This window comes from Microcoleus sp. AT9b-C3 (assembly GCF_036705485.1).
In the GTDB taxonomy this organism is placed as follows: Bacteria; Cyanobacteriota; Cyanobacteriia; order Cyanobacteriales; family Microcoleaceae; genus Microcoleus.
On the sequence record NZ_JAUBUR010000012.1, the window covers coordinates 135,347 to 150,759 of the forward strand.

7 protein-coding genes are annotated in these 15,413 nt (G+C 46.4%); 3 read left to right on the plus strand and 4 right to left on the minus strand.

Features of this window, described 5'->3' with window-relative positions; genetic code table 11:
- Positions 1-101 precede the first annotated feature (101 nt).
- Entirely contained in the window at positions 102-5,063 is a 4,962-nt protein-coding gene (locus tag QUB77_RS13730) for an amino acid adenylation domain-containing protein (protein ID WP_333173645.1), read from the minus strand.
- Between the two features lie 154 nt (positions 5,064-5,217).
- On the opposite strand from QUB77_RS13730, the gene QUB77_RS13735 reads away from it, so the two are divergent.
- Together QUB77_RS13735 and QUB77_RS13740 are read left to right on the plus strand one after the other, a co-directional pair.
- Positions 5,218-6,327 (plus strand): alpha/beta hydrolase, encoded by a 1,110-nt coding sequence (locus QUB77_RS13735; RefSeq protein WP_333173647.1) that lies wholly within the window; start codon positions 5,218-5,220, stop codon positions 6,325-6,327.
- Positions 6,328-6,476: 149 nt separating this feature from the next.
- Positions 6,477-7,214, plus strand: coding sequence for a 2-phosphosulfolactate phosphatase (locus QUB77_RS13740; RefSeq protein WP_333173650.1), 738 nt, complete (start codon positions 6,477-6,479; stop codon positions 7,212-7,214).
- Here QUB77_RS13740 and QUB77_RS31735 read toward each other — a convergent pair.
- A complete protein-coding gene (locus tag QUB77_RS31735; protein WP_445251740.1) occupies positions 7,198-7,284 on the minus strand; it encodes an IS1/IS1595 family N-terminal zinc-binding domain-containing protein in 87 nt (28 codons plus the stop codon). The genes QUB77_RS13740 and QUB77_RS31735 overlap by 17 nt on opposite strands.
- A 96-nt stretch (positions 7,285-7,380) precedes the next feature.
- Positions 7,381-10,716: a non-ribosomal peptide synthetase gene (locus tag QUB77_RS13745; protein WP_445251741.1), complete on the minus strand. Its 3,336-nt coding sequence runs from the start codon at positions 10,714-10,716 to the stop codon at positions 7,381-7,383.
- Between the two features lie 536 nt (positions 10,717-11,252).
- Between QUB77_RS13745 and QUB77_RS13750 the strand changes: the two genes are divergently transcribed.
- The gene (locus tag QUB77_RS13750) at positions 11,253-13,052 is read left to right on the plus strand and encodes an EamA family transporter (RefSeq protein ID WP_333173654.1); all 1,800 of its coding nucleotides are present in this window, start codon (positions 11,253-11,255) and stop codon (positions 13,050-13,052) included.
- Between the two features lie 292 nt (positions 13,053-13,344).
- Here QUB77_RS13750 and QUB77_RS13755 read toward each other — a convergent pair whose 3' ends face one another.
- Positions 13,345-15,339 carry a bifunctional serine/threonine-protein kinase/formylglycine-generating enzyme family protein gene (locus QUB77_RS13755; RefSeq protein ID WP_333173656.1) on the minus strand — a complete coding sequence of 665 codons (1,995 nt, stop codon included), beginning with the start codon at positions 15,337-15,339 and terminating at the stop codon, positions 13,345-13,347.
- Positions 15,340-15,413: the final 74 nt, after the last annotated feature.

Consider the following 15,413-nt stretch of genomic DNA (forward strand, 5'->3'; position numbering starts at 1 on the left):
TCGATTCAACATCTTGCCCAAGCCAAAAACCCTCTTCAAATTATCAGCGTTTATCAGCGTTAATCTGCCCTTCATCTGCGGTTGCTCTATCAATCAAAAAATTATGCAATAGGTCCATTAAAAGATGATAGCTTCCGCCGCCGACTATCGCGCGAAATCGGCACCAAAGCAGGAACTTCACTTTTAGCATTCTTATCTTTTAAACTTTCCACAATCTTAGATAATTCTGCAATTGTCGGCGCTTCAAAAACGCGGCGCAAAGGCAACTCAACCCCGAAAGCATCTCGCACTCTAGAAACAAGCTGAGTCGCCAGCAGCGAATGGCCTCCCAATTCAAAAAAATTGTCCCGGATACCCACTCGCTTAATCCCCAAAACCTCAGCCCAAATTTTCACTAAAACTTCCTCAATAGAAGTCTGAGGCGCAACATAACCGCCAGCCCATTCTAACTTAATCGGCTCCGGTGCAGGCAAAGCGACGCGATCGACCTTTCCGTTAGCCGTCACAGGTAGCGACTCCAGCACCACAAAAGCCGACGGAACCATATATTCCGGCAGTTTTTCTGCTAGAAAAGCCTGCAACTGCGGCACTAATTTCCGCGCTGCTTTAGCTTGTAAAGGATTGTTAGCATAAGAGCGCCAAGGACGCAAGTTATCCCTTCGGGTTTCTCCCACAAAATCTCTAATTTCGCCCCGTGCAAACACTACATCGTAGCGCCCTTGACCGTCGGAATTAGACCAACTAATATTAACATTATACGGAACTTCCAAAGCATACCAAGCTTCGGGATCGACTCCTAAATCATCGACTTTTTCCACCGCTTTCTGCAACTGACCTGCTGTGGGAAATTTATCCACAACAGACAGCAATTCTGCCGCCTTAACTGCTGCCGTTACCCGCGCATTAGGCACATTAGCAATTCTTAAAACATCGAGTTGATTTTGCAATAATATTTGTTGCACCTTGGTAACAGTCAGATTCTGATTTTTATCCAACCAATCCAGCCGTTTCGCTCCCCCCAACTCCCCTTGTGCCGGGGATTGGGGGGGTTCTGTTTCCGACGCAATATGCAAAATAGCATTGTACCGAAAATCAGTTAACTCATTGTGATAACTACCGCGAATTAATTGAATCTCTACGCCGCCAATCTGCGGAAAGCGGTGCTTTAATGCGCTAAAAAAATCGGGATCGATAACTAACTCTGTTTCTTGAAAAATTTGCATTTGTACTCGCTGCTGCAACTGTTCGCCCGCGAGAGAAGGTTCGGATTGATACAGTTGTACCGAAGCGTGAAAAGCTGCCAGCAACGGCAAGCTGCGGACATCTCCGATGAATATAAAGCCGCCGGGGGCAGTTGCTTTCACCGCACCTTCTAACACCTGCACGAGATAGTCGATAGTCGGGAAATATTGCACGACTGAGTTGAGAATTACTGCGTCAAAAGCTGCTGTCTCTACTCCTTCAAAGTCTGTCGCCATTTTCTGAAGCAGCGTTACATTAGCTAACTGTTGATTTGCCAAGTGCTGCTGAATATAGTTGAGCGAAATAGGTGAAAAGTCGGTGCCGCAATATTGAGTGCAGCGAGGCGCAATTTGGAACAGCAACAAACCTGTGCCGCAGCCAATTTCTAACACTCGGCTAGGCTGCAAAGCTAAAATTTGGGCGGCTTGATTGTTCGCCCAGTCGCGTATCTGTTCTGCTGGGATTGGCTGATTAGTATAACTGCTATTCCAGCCGACAATATTAAATGTTGGATCTGAGTCAACAGCAGGTTGATTGTAAGTTTCATTGTAGAGCATTTGCCACTGCAAAACCTGTTCGTCCTGCAATTGCATTATTTGGTTTTTTTCGCTGGCACTGCTATATTCAGGATTCAGGGCAATATAAGCTACTAAACGTTTATCTCCCTGTCCATCTTCCGAAGCTATTGCTACAGTTTGCTGCACGGCCGGATGTTGAGTTAATACGGTCTCGATTTCTCCTAATTCGATGCGGAAACCGCGAATTTTTACTTGTTCGTCAAGGCGTCCCAAAAATTCAAGGTTGCGATCGCCTCTGTAGCGCACTAAGTCGCCGGTTTTGTAAATTCGCTCTCCTGAATTTGCTTTAAACTCAGATGTTGCACCATTATCGAGAACAGGCAAGATGCCTGTTCCACAAGAGATGAATTTTTTTGTGGAACAGGCATCTTGCCTGTTCCTAAACAAGTCATTGAGAATGGTGTCTGAATTAGGTTTAAAAGGGTTGACAATAAAGCGTTCTGCGGTTAAATCTGGGCGGTTGAGGTAGCCGCGAGCGAGTCCGTTTCCGCCGATGTACAATTCGCCAACAACCCCCATTGGTACGGGCTGCAAATATTTGTCTAATATGTAGACTTGAGTGTTAGCAATGGGGCGGCCAATTGTCGGGGCGATGTCTGTTTGCTCTGTTGCAGGAATATAACCGGAAGTTGTGACGACGGTGTTTTCGGTTGGGCCGTAATTATTTACTAGCTTAAATGGATGGGATTTTAAAGGATGTTGTTGCAGTTTTTCGCCGCCTGCGAGCAAGATTCGCAACGCTGTTGTTTGAGGCCAATCTAATAGCAAAACTTTCTCGGCTAAAGGTGTTGGCAAAAAGCTAATGGTGATGGCTTTTGATACTAACCAGTTTTGCAGTTTTTCAGGGTCTCGCCTGATGTCATCTTCTGGAAAGTAGATGCTAGATCCGGCGGCGAGATAAGGCCAAATTTCCCACCCGCAAGCATCAAAGCCGATCGCTGCTATTTGCGTTGCCCGATCGCCCGCTGACACCCCAAACTCTCTTTGATGCCAAAAAACGAGATTTAACAAGCTTCCGTGCTCAATTTCCACTCCTTTCGGCTTTCCCGTGGAACCGGAGGTGTAAATCGCGTAAACCAGATTTTCGGCTGTGGCTGCGCTGGTTGGATTGTCGGCGATTTCTTGGGAAATCATCTCCCAGTCTGTGTCTAAACAAACTATCTGTAAATTGGGCGATTCCCTGCGGGATAGCTTCGCTTCACGCAAATTCTCTACCCATTGCTGCTGAGTTAACACAACAGATAATTGAGCGTCTTTTACCATAAAGCTCGATCGCTCAGCAGGATAGCTCGGATCTAAAATTAAGTAAGCTCCTCCCGCTTTCAGGATACCCAACATCCCCACGATCAGATCGAGCGATCGCCCGCAGCAAAGCCCGACTAAAACTTCCGCCCCAACCCCCATTTTTTGCAGATAACGTGCTAGTTGGTTGCTGCGGAGATTGAGCTGCTGGTAGGTGACTTGCTCCTCTCCAAATACCAGCGCCACCGCATCCGGTGTCCGATCGGCCTGCATTTCAAATAGCTGATGGATGCACAAATCTTGCGGATAATCCGCCTGAGTATTGTTGCATTCAACTAACAAACGATCGCGCTCTTGGGCGCTCAAATATTGCAAGTTGGCAATTCGCTGTTCGGGATTTGTCACAATGCTTTCTAACAGAGTTTGAAAATGGCCGATCAGGCGCGCAATCGTAGCTTCATCAAATAAATCGGCGCTGTAAATAACCATGCCGCTGATGCCTTCCGAGCTATCAACCCACAGCTTATTGCTGGGCGATTGGTTGCTTCCCGAGCTGTTGGGCGATCGCTCCCACAAATGAAACTCCAAATCAAACCGCGCTGTACCCACATCTAACTGCTGCGGGCTGAGTGTTAATTCTGGCAATTCTAACCGATTCCCCGGCGCGTTTTGCAGCGCAAACGCCACCTGAAATAAGGGATTTTGGTTCAAGGCGCGATCGGGGTGCAGTTCTTCTACTAACTTCTCAAACGGCAAATCTTGGTGAGCGTAAGCTCCTAATGCTACCTCTTTGACTCGGTTTAAAAGTTCCCGAAAAGTTGGATTTCCCGACAAATCTGTACGCAACACCAAACTGTTGACAAAAAACCCGATTAATGCTTCAATTTCACTGCGGTTGCGATTGGCGATCGGCGAACCTACAACAATATCTTCTTGCTGCGCGTAATGGTAAAGCAACGTTTTAAAAGCTGCCAGCATTGTCATAAACAGCGTCACTCCTTCGCGCTGGCTCAACGTTTCTAAAGCCTCGCTCAGTTGTTTTGGCAGTTGCAAAAATTGCCTTTTGCCTCGGTAACTTTGAATTGCTGGCCTGGGGCGATCCGCAGGCAAATTTAGCATAGAAATGCCGTTTAACTGCTGTCGCCAGTAAGCAAGCTGCGTTTCTAAAACTTCCCCTTGCAGCCATTCGCGCTGCCATTTTGCAAAATCAGCATACTGGATCGACAAAGCCGGTAAAGGCGAAGGTTTTTCCCTAGCAAATGCCGTGTAAAGTGCGCCTAATTCCTGAATAAGCACTCCGATAGACCAACCATCGGAGACAATGTGGTGCATATTCAGCATTAGTAAATATTCGGCATCATCTAACTGCAATAATGTAACTCGCAGCAACAAGTCATTGGACAAACTGAAAGAGCGTTGAGCTTCCTGGGTCGTGAGCCTGTTTGCTTCAGTTTGTCGAGATTCCTTTGGCAAATTTCGCAAGTCCACTACATTAATCGGGAGGTGGAAAGCGGCAGCTATTCTCTGAACGGGTTGCCCCGAAACTACTGCTAAAGTCGTGCGTAAAGCTTCGTGGCGGCGCACAATTTCATTGAAGGTTTGTTGCAGCGCCGAAAAATTGAGCGAACCTGTCAAACGCAAGGCTGCGGGAACATTATAGAAGGGATTGTTCGGTACTAATTGGTCGAGAAACCACAAGCGCTGTTGTGCAAAGGAAAGCGGTAGATTTCCGTCCCGCCCCATAGGAACAATCTGTGTAGGAGTGAAACTCGAAGTACGATTAGCTGCTTTTAAAAATGAAATTATTTCGGCTTTTCTCTGAGAAATTTCAGCGCGCAGTTCTGGTGTAATAATTCCTTCGGGAGCGTTGCAGCGCAGGCGAGAGTCCTCAACAAAAATATTAATATCTAGACTGCGAAGGTAAGATAAAAACTCAACTAACTCCACCGTGACAGAATCTCTGGCATTTGGCGATGAACTCGCTATTTTTGGATCGGGCATTTTGAGTCATCCTGTCATTACTTGGGCAAATCAATCAAAGAAATTCCACCAGCGCACAAGTTAAGAGCTTAACTTATCGCTTGCTTACTGTGGCCTAACCTGAGTATGATTCTGTTTGAATCCGCAACCAAAATCCTACCCAAGGTTTCAGCTTATGCCGTTCATGCCCTTCAATTTCCTGTTTCTATGGCTGGTGGGACTGCTGTCCGTCGGCGTACTCGGCGGAGGTATATACATTATTTATGAATGGTACATCGGCGAACTTGTAGGGATTTCCTACTTAGTCAGCGGAGTCTTGATGCTTCTTTGGTCTGTTGGCGGCCGCTTTATCAGTTTGCCGCTGTTCCGCCGACCGGGTACTGACGAACCCAAGCCGACGCGGACGGGTTCGGTTCAGCGAGTAGAGAGGCCTGATGGCACTATTTTACAAGTAGAATTCTACGGCCCAGAGGACGGACAACCGATTATCCTCTCACATGGTTGGGGGCCGAACAGTATGGTTTGGTATTACGCGAAACGGCAACTAACCGATCGCTTCCGAGTGATTGTTTGGGATCTTCCAGGTTTGGGAAAATCCACTCGACCAAAAAACAGCGACTACTCCCTAGAAAAATTTGCCCGCGATCTCGAAGCCGTCATTGCCATAGCAGGAACTAAACCTGTTATCCTACTCGGACACAGCATGGGCGGCATGATTGCTCTAACATTCAGTCGGCTTTTTCCAGAACTTCTCGGTAGTCGAGTAGCTGGTTTAATTCTGGTAGATACGACTTATACTAATCCCGTCAAAACAGCTATTTTTAGCGGTTTATTACGCGCTTTGCAAAAGCCGCTGCTCCAACCTATGCTATATCTCACCATAGCTTTGGAACCCATTATGTGGGGAATGACTTGGCTGAGCTATCTCAATGGTTCACTGCACATCAGTGTAGAATTATCGGGATTTAAAGGCACTGAAACACGCGGTCAATTAGAATTCTCAGCTTTCTTATCAGCCTTGGGTTCTCCCGGCGTTCTCGCTCGGGGCACACTGGGAATGCTCAAATTTGATGAAACAAAAACTTTGCCATCAATTGACATTCCAGTGTTGGTGATCTGCGGCGATTCAGATATTGCCACTACCCCCCCAGCTAGCCTGCGAATGAAAGCAGAATTACCTCAAGCAGAGCTAGTTACTATACAGAAAGGAGGACACATGGCATTAATGGAGCATAACCAACAGTTTGCAGATGCTGTGAGGGCATTCTGCACTGAAATTTCGTGACTAAAAATGTGACTTAAAATCCTGGGTAGTGGTGCACAAGTAAGGTTTTTCGTTTTCTCAATCCTTATGCAGGCAGGGTTATATCGACTTGCATCATTGCTTTTGCAGGACTACCCTCAGATGTTGGTCAATACAAGGGAAAATCAGCAATGTTTTATGAGCAATCAGAATTCGACGTTCGTTGTGAATGGGGAATGCAAGGAGTTGAAAAGCTTTCTCCAATCAGCGACGTTGTTATTATTATAGATGTGATGTCTTTTTCAACATGTGTAGACATAGCGGTACATAATGGTGCAATAATATTTCCTTATCGTTGGAAAGATGATACTGCTGTTGAATACGCGAGGTTGAAAAATGCTCAACTAGCTAGCTTCAAGCGCCGATTCTCTGGTCAATTCTCCCTTTCTCCTTCCTCACTTGTTGGTATAGCTGCCAATACTAAGCTCGTTCTACCATCTCCCAATGGCTCAACATTAACGCTTGCAAGTATGGGCAAGCATACTCTGGCGGGGTGTCTGCGAAATTGTTTGGCTGTGGCTGAATATACTGCTCAACTCGGCGGTTCTGTTGCGGTGATTCCTGCAGGTGAAAGGTGGGAGGACGGAACTCTCCGCCCCGCTATTGAAGACTTAATAGGTGCTGGAGCAATTATAAGTTATCTAAAAGGAACTAAGTCTCCGGAAGCACGAGCTGCGCTATCAGTCTTTAAGGATGTTCAACATTGCCTTGATTCTGCGCTATTTAGCTGCTCTTCTGGTAAAGAACTTACCGAGCGTGGTTTTAGTGAGGATGTAAAACTTGTAGCTAAATTCAACTGTAGCAACGCTGTCCCGAAACTTCTAGACGGAGCTTATTTAAATCAAAGCATCATTAATCTCGACCTTTAAAATTTTGTTTTCCGGAGTGAGTGCGACCATTTTTCAATATGTATTCAGAGTTGCACTTAGGACAATTCATAAGCTCAAATTTAAGGTAGTTGAAATAGTGAAATTATAACACATTTTCCTTGCTATGCAGGACTACCAAATCCTGTAGGTTCTGGCTGTGGCGGGCTTAAAATTCCACATCTTCTCGCTCACTTTCGTCTGTTCTGGGAGTATCCAAACCTTTCGCAGCCCAGCGCATTGTTTCAATGTATTTTGCCAGACTCGCCACAGTCGGAGCCTCAAACAAATTGCTGACCGGTAACTCGACTTGCAAAGCGTCTCGGATGCGAGAAATCAACTGAGTTGCTAGCAGCGAATGCCCGCCTAGCTCAAAGAAATTATCGTAGATACTAACTTGCTGTTTTCCCAAAACTTTAGCCCAAATTTTTCCCAGCATTTCTTCGATATCAGTCCGAGGCGCTACATAATTTTCTGTTATATCCTCGCTGTCTGTATCTAGATCGGGCAAGGCGCGGCGGTCTACTTTGCCATTAGGCGTCAGTGGCATATTCTCCAACACTGCATAAGTTGCAGGAACCATATATCCTGGTAACTTTTCTTTCAAAAATTGGCGCAAGTCACTTGATTTGAGATTTTGAGTTTCTGATTTTTCATTAATGCCGTCAGGAATAACATAAGCTACCAAATGTTTATCGCCGGGGATGTCTTCCCTGACAATTACTACTGCTTCGCGCACTTGTGGATGCTGGCACAAAGCCGCTTCAATTTCTCCCAACTCGATGCGGTAGCCGCGAATTTTTACTTGGTCGTCAACGCGGCCTAAAAACTCGATGTTGCCGTCAACCCGATAGCGACCTAAATCACCTGTTTTATAAAGCCTAGAACCAGATTTATTGCTAAAAGGATTGGGAATGAATGCAGCAGCAGTTAAATCAGGCTGGTTGAGGTAGCCTTTCGCCAGTCCGTCACCGCCGACGTACAATTGACCTATAACACCGATCGCCACGGGCTGCAAATCCGCATCGAGGAGATAAATTTGCGTGTTGGCGATCGGGCGGCCGATGGGGATAGATGTTGCGGTTTCGGGTACGTCTTGCACGCAATAATAAGCCGAAAATGTGGTATTTTCTGTAGGGCCGTAAACGTGAATTAATTGAGTAGTTTGCGGCTGTTGGAGAACTTTTTTAACCCATCTCATATCGACCGCTTCTCCGCCAAATAGCAAGCAGCGCAGCGAATTAAAAGCTTGCGGTAAAACTCTAGCAATTTGTTGAAATAAGGCAGTTGTTAAAAACAAAACTGTGATTCCTTGTTGGCGCATTTCTAAGGCTAAATCGTGAGGCGAAAGGGTAATATTTGTGCTAATTCCCACGACTTGAGCGCCGTTAAGCAAGGCTCCCCAAATCTCGAATGTGGCTGCATCGAATGAAGCGTTTGATGCTTGGGCAATTTTATCGGTAGGCTCTATTTTTATGTAGTTGGTGTTGAGTACCAGCCGATTTACTGCTTTGTGGGTGACAGCAACTCCCTTGGGTTTTCCTGTGGAACCCGATGTGTAAATAACGTAAGCTAGGTTGTCTGCTGTTGCGGTGTTGGCGGGATTTTCGGCGCTTTCTTTGGCTATGTCTTCCCAATCGCGATCGCACTTAATCACTGTATTCGAGAAGTCTCGGAAATTCTCAATCAATTTATCCTGAATTAGCAAGACTTTAACTCGACCATCTTCCAGCATCAAGTTTAGCCGATCGCGCGGATAGCTCGGATCTAACGGTAGGTAAGCCCCTCCCGCTTTCAGTACAGCCAACATCCCGACAATTAGGTCGATCGATCGTTCTGCACACAGCCCCACTAAAACCTCCGCCCCCACGCCCAGTTTTTGTAGGTAGCGCGCCAGTTTGTTGCTGCGAATGTTAAGTTCTCTGTAAGTCAGGTGCTGGCCCTCGAAAGTTAGGGCGACATCCTCCAGATGCTGCTGGGCCCGCTCTTCAAATAACTGATGAATGCACTTATTTTGAGGATAATCTGTCCGAGTATCGTTCCATTCTCTGAATAATTGATTCACTTCATCCTCGCTCAATAAAGGTAAATTAGCGATTCCTTGTTCTGGATTAGCAACAATGCTTTCCAGCAGCGTTTTAAAATGCCTCAGCATTCGGGCGATCGTAACTTCATCAAATAAATCCGTATTGTACACAGCTACGCCTCTGAGGCCTTCCGAATCTTCCCACTCTTCGCCGTACCTGCTCCTAAACTTATCCGCAGCTTCCCACAAATGCAGCTCTAAATCAAAGCGCGTTGTTTGAGTCTCCAAAGGAAAAGAACTCAACTTTAATTCTGGCAATTCTAGCTCGTCCAGTGGCGCATTTTGCAACCCGAATACCACCTGAAACAGCGGGTGGCGATTCAACGATCGCTCTGGGTGCAATTCCTCGACGAGCTTCTCAAAAGGCAAATCTTGGTGAGCGTAAGCTCCCAGGGTTACTTCCCGCACCCGGCCCAAAAAATCTCGAAATGTCGGGTTTCCAGAGCAGTCTGTTCGCAGCACTAAAGTATTGACAAAAAAACCGATTAATGCTTCTATTTCGCTGCGGTTGCGATTGGCGATCGGCGAACCGACAACAATATCTTCTTGTTGCGAGTAACGGTAAAGCAAAGTTTGAAATGCAGCGAGCACTGTCATAAATAAAGTCGCTCCTTCTCGCTGGGAGAGCACTAAAAGTGCGTCCTTCAAGTTTTTTGGCAGTTCTAAATATTGAGTTTTTCCACGATAATTTTGCCTAGCTGGTGCCGGGCGATCTGTGGGCAAATTTAACACAGAAATCCCGTGCAATTGCTGCCGCCAATAAGCTAGCTGAGTTTCTAATACTTCACCTTGCAGCCATTCGCGCTGCCACTCGGCAAAGTCGGCATATTGAAGTGATAATTCTGGCAGGGGAGATGGCTGTTGATTTATCAAAGCTGTATAGATAGCCTCCAGTTCTCGAATTAGCACACCGATAGACCAATCATCGGAGGCTATGTGGTGCATATTTAGCAAGAGAATATGCTCGGTTTCTGTCAGCCGCAGGATGGTTACTCGCATCAGCGGCCCGGTGGATAAATTGAAAGGGCGAAGAGATTCGGATGCAGTGAGTTTATGTGCTTCTGTTTCCCGTAGTTCTGGTGGCAAATGTTGCAGGTTTAAAAGTTTTAAATGAGTCTTGAAAGCCGGAGAGATTATCTGCACGGGTTGCCCTGATACTGCGGCCAAAGTGGTTCGCAAAGTTTCGTGGCGCTGCACTATTTCGTTGAAGGTTTGCTCTAAGGCTGTTAAGTTGAGGGAACCAGTTAAGCGCAGTGCTGTTACTACATTGTAGAAAGGGTTTTCCGGTGCGAATTGGTCGAGAAACCACAAGCGCTGCTGGGCAAATGAGGCGGGAAAGACAAAGACTTCGCCTTCTGAGGAAATATTCAGTTTTTCTATATCCTTTGTAAAGGAATTGTCATAAATTTCGGATGCCATATCTGTTGCTCTTGGGGGATGAGATGTGTTAATTTTTGGATGGCGCGGGGGTGGCTTTTTCAGGGTGCGATCGCCTCTTAAAACTTTCGCGAGCAAAAGATCGGAACTGTTAAAATCATAAACCTGGGTGCGGGAGTGCGGGAGAAAGGCGGGCAAAAGAAACCGGATTTCTGGCCGCAGCATCAAGTTATCCATTGAGGGGCTAGGAGTGCGACCCCCCAAACATTTAGTCGCGGAACGGGCTCTTAGGCTTGTGATTCGGGTGCAATCGGGTGAGTTAGATGCGAGAATTACCGGGAGCAATCCGTGGAGAGGTCATGCTGTAGTATGATTTCTAATTGCACAAAGTGTTCTTGGGACGATTCCGTGCCGGATAGCTTTGCTTCACGCAATTTTCTCACATTTGTAGCTTAGCGACTACTATTGATTCAACAGTGTCCGCAATCTTTTAGAGCCACTCACTAGAACTTGCGACCTGATTTGGCAAAATACTTAAGAACACAGAACGTGCAGTTTAAATTAGAGGTTATAGGCTAATGGCGCAGCGGAACGTATACTCGTCAAAGGGCGAGCCAGAGGATGCACAATCAGCAGAAGAAGTCCTCCACTCAGTAATGCAAGAACTGGACGCTTTGCATCAAAATGTCAAAGGCCAGTTAAATCAAGACATTACTCGGCTGCAAACTGAAAAAAATCACCTGATTGAAGATATTGAAGACCTCCGGGAGCAATATCGCAAATTGCAGTCTCAGCAAATGGAATCTCTGTCTGGGCGATACATTCAGCAGCAGCAATTGTGGCTGAAGCAGTTGGCTCAAGTTTTGGCTCACAATTTGCAGGATTTGTTGGTGCAGCGGTTCAACGAACTCAGCGCTAATGCGGGAAATTCTCTCAGCAGCCCTATTCCCAGTGGCGAGTTCCCGATACCCCTGCCGCCGAGCAACTACGACGAACGAGCCTCGCAGTTGCTGGCGGCGCTGGATGAAAGGATCGATCGCAGTTTCCAGATGCTGGAACAAGATTTAACCAGTTACGAAAGCGAGCTTTCTGTGCGGCTCAACAACATGAAAACCCTGGAACTGCAAGGGGAAGAGCTGTTACAAAATCTCGTAAACCGCATCAGGGAAGAACTCGAATCAGAAGAAGAATATCTTGAGAATCCTTTCGATGCTCAAGATTCCTATGTCGAGGAATCAACTAATTCAGTTAATTCAGTTAATTCAGTTAATTCTGTCCGCCCACAACTTAAGCAGCCGCCAACACCTGTGGAAACGCCGCGAGAACCGGTTCGGCAGCCTTCTTCAGCGCCACCGACGGCACCCGCTAAAGTAGCTTCTCAAGTGCAGACAGGTTTGGTGCTGGCTTTGTCTTCGGCGGTGGTATTGTCGCTGTTTAATGTTTGTTTGAGAATTCTGATTAAAAGCAAAAATCCTCGGATGGTTTTTGGGTTGTTTGAATTTCCGGGGGTGGTGACTCCAGGTTTTGGAAATTCTTTGTTGATTTTGTTGATGCGGCTGATCGTGGTGATGGCTTTGATGCCGATATTGGCGACATTTCTGTATCCTTCTGTGTGGAAAGATATTAGGCGGTTGTTCCAGTCGGGCGATCGAGCTTTGTGGAGTAAGGTTTTAGGAAGCGCATTTTTTCTGTTTTTGTCTCAGGTTTTGATTTATTTGGCGATCGGCAATATTCCGGCGGGGATTGCGATTACGATTTTCTTTATTTATCCGATCGTCACCGTACTAGGTTCTTGGATCTTGTTTGGTTCTCGCCCCAGCACAGTCGGCTTTTTGGCGATAGTCGGGATTACCGCAGGTCTGATTTTAGCTGGGTGGCCGAGTTTTGCGGCCCCAGCTCCCGGCGGCGGCAATGTCGGGGTGGGAGTCACGGCTGCACTCGCTTCTGGGATTACCTTTGCAGGTTACGTATTGCTGACGCAAATGGCTGCGGGCAAGTTGCACCCAATTCCTTTTAGTTTAGTTAATTTCGCCGCGATTTTTGTATTTTCCTCCCTGAGTTTGTGGGTGCCGCTGTCGGAAAATTTTTCTCCTAAAATCGACCAAAATGTTTGGCCTGGTTTGATTATGGGAGGCGTTGTTTTAGGGGTGCTGACGCTGTTTAGCTATCTTTTGAATAATTTTGCCATCCGCTTTGCCGGGGCCGCCTTAGCGTCAGTAATTGGCACTTTGGGGCCGGCGATGACCGCACTCTTCGGTTTTCTAATTATCAATGAGAAGTTGCAGCCTGTGGCAATTCTGGGCATGGCTGTAGTGACTTTGAGCGTGGCTGCTATGAGTGTGGAACGCATAATGGCTCCTCAAAAGAAGGCTAGTTAATATCAATTCCGGTTGCACCGTCCGTGATTGTTGACTGTTGACTGTTGACGGGCGGGTCGAAAAACTGAATGATTGAGTGTTAACTGTTGACTCGATTTTATTATTCCGATGCAACCGGAAACGATATAAGGCAATAATTTGGGCCGTCGTCCATTCCCAAACCCGGTTTCTTCAAGAAACCGGGTTTCTCCATTCCGAGACAAGATCCATAGGCTTATTGCATAAATCTTTGATTGATAGGGAAACCGTAGAGGCATTTCTAGATAGGAGAAGGAATGCCTACAATTAAAGTTTAAACAACAGAAAGAACCACTCGAAAACCCACAATACTAGCCTTGCAATCCGGCTGATATCTGAGGCGGCACGCGCTGCGACAATTCGGAGGATGATCGTTCCAAGAACCCCCCCGCAACAACCTCAGCGAAGAGTCCCCGTCAGACTCCCAAACGCTACCATCAGCAGGCGCACCGTTATAATTATTGTGCCAAGAATCCGCGCACCATTCCCAAACATTTCCGTGGAAATCGTACAATCCGAAAGCATTAGGTTTAAAACTGCCCACATCTGTCGTTTGAAAGCGATAAACTCCTTTCGGCCCGTCAGCGTAATGAGAATTTCCGTTGTAATTTGCTAACTCGCTGGTAATCGTTTCCCCAAAGTGAAACGGCCCCGTAGTTTTCCCCCGGCAAGCATATTCCCATTGGGCTTCGCTAGGTAAGCGATAATTCTTACCAGTTTTGCGAGAAAGTCGATCGCAAAACTCCACAGCCTCGTACCAAGATACATTTTCTACAGGTCGATTTGCACCTTTAAAACGGGCAGCATCGGGATTGAGAAATATTTTAATTTCCGGCAGCGCTGCAACTGCTGTCCACTGGGCCTGAGTGACTGGAAATTTGCTAATATAGAAAGAGCCTAAAGTTACTGGGTGCTGCGGTTTTTCGTCGCTGTCTCCCCGATCGTTTGGAGAACCCATGAGGAAAGTACCGCCAGGAACTGATACCATTTCCAGCACTGTACTGCTACCGAGACGTTCTTCAAAAAAACGCGCTTTGCCGCTGTTTACATTAGTTTGCTTCCCGCGCTTGTCTACTGTCACCACCTGAAATTCAAAAGTGCTTTTGACAGCGGCAATTCTCTGCGATGCCTTGTTCGGAGGCGGATTGGTGTTGGATTTTTCCCTGGGATTGACAGAGATATTACTATTGATTTCCCCGCTTTGATTGAGCGGGAGATTGATAGCAAGTTGTCCTCCTTTTGTGAAAAAAGAATTTATAGCAAGTTGTCCTCCATTGACACAATGGGGTTGGGGAGGTAAAGAATAGAGATTTAAAGCTTTGATTACTTCATCAGCCGATTGATATCTATTTTTGAGATAATCTTGAATTAATTTATCTAAAATGTTTGCCAACTCGCTGCTGATTTTTGTGCCGGGAGGCAACCGTTCTCTCCACATCCAGCCGCCGTTGATCGGGTCATAAAGGTGATCGGCACCGTCAACTTTTGGCAAACATTGAGTTAGCAGTCTCAGGCAAGTTATGCCCAAACTGTACAAATCGCTTCCGGGGAAAACTTGACCGCGCATTTGTTCTATCGGCGAATATCCGGGCGTTCCTACCGTCGTGCCTACTTTGCTCATCAGCGAGCCCGTCACTTGCTTGGAAATGCCGAAATCTATCAAAACCAACTCTCCCCGCCCTCCCCTTCGGAAAGGTGAATTCCGAAAATTTCCCGATTTTGGCAGGGAGGAGCTAACAGAGGTGCGACGCCGCATGATATTCTCAAGTTTGATGTCTCGGTGAATGACATTGCGATCGTGCACAAATTTCAAAATCGGCAGTACATCTGCCAACAACTGCCAAATTTTTTCTTCGCTAAAAACACCCTGCTGAGTTAATTCTGCTAGTAAAGTTTGCCCCTCAATCAACTCTTGTACTAAATAAAGTCGCTTGTCTTGTTCAAAATAAGCAATTAATCGAGGAATTTGGGGATGTTCACCGAGTTCGTAAAGTCGTTTCGCTTCTTGCTTAAACAATTCGGCGGCTTTTTCAAGTGCTGAGGTTCCTTGAAATTGGGGTACAAACTGCTTGATTACACAGGGATCGTCCATGCGATCCGTATCTACCGCTTCATAAGTTCTGCCAAATCCCCCTTCGCCCAACAGTCGAATCACGCGGTAGCGGTTTCTAAACAGAGGCGTGAGGCCTTGCGATCCGCAACTTTGACAGAATTTAGAATTGTCGGGATTGAAAGGATGAGCACACGTGGGATTAGAACAGTAGAACATATCTGGGAAGAAATGATCCGATTAAGATTATGATATATCTTTTCTGGTTCCTCATCGAGTAATAAAAACTTGTA

Excerpts from the sequence above, each read along its gene's own strand:
- QUB77_RS13730 (WP_333173645.1), bottom strand. The coding sequence starts at position 5,063 with ATGCCCGATCCAAAAATAGCGAGTTCATCGCCAAATGCCAGAGATTCT.
- QUB77_RS13735 (WP_333173647.1), top strand. The coding sequence starts at position 5,218 with ATGCCGTTCATGCCCTTCAATTTCCTGTTTCTATGGCTGGTGGGACTG.
- QUB77_RS13740 (WP_333173650.1), top strand. The coding sequence starts at position 6,477 with ATGTTTTATGAGCAATCAGAATTCGACGTTCGTTGTGAATGGGGAATG.
- QUB77_RS31735 (WP_445251740.1), bottom strand. The coding sequence starts at position 7,284 with ATGAATTGTCCTAAGTGCAACTCTGAATACATATTGAAAAATGGTCGC.
- QUB77_RS13745 (WP_445251741.1), bottom strand. The coding sequence starts at position 10,716 with ATGGCATCCGAAATTTATGACAATTCCTTTACAAAGGATATAGAAAAA.
- QUB77_RS13750 (WP_333173654.1), top strand. The coding sequence starts at position 11,253 with ATGGCGCAGCGGAACGTATACTCGTCAAAGGGCGAGCCAGAGGATGCA.
- QUB77_RS13755 (WP_333173656.1), bottom strand. The coding sequence starts at position 15,339 with ATGTTCTACTGTTCTAATCCCACGTGTGCTCATCCTTTCAATCCCGAC.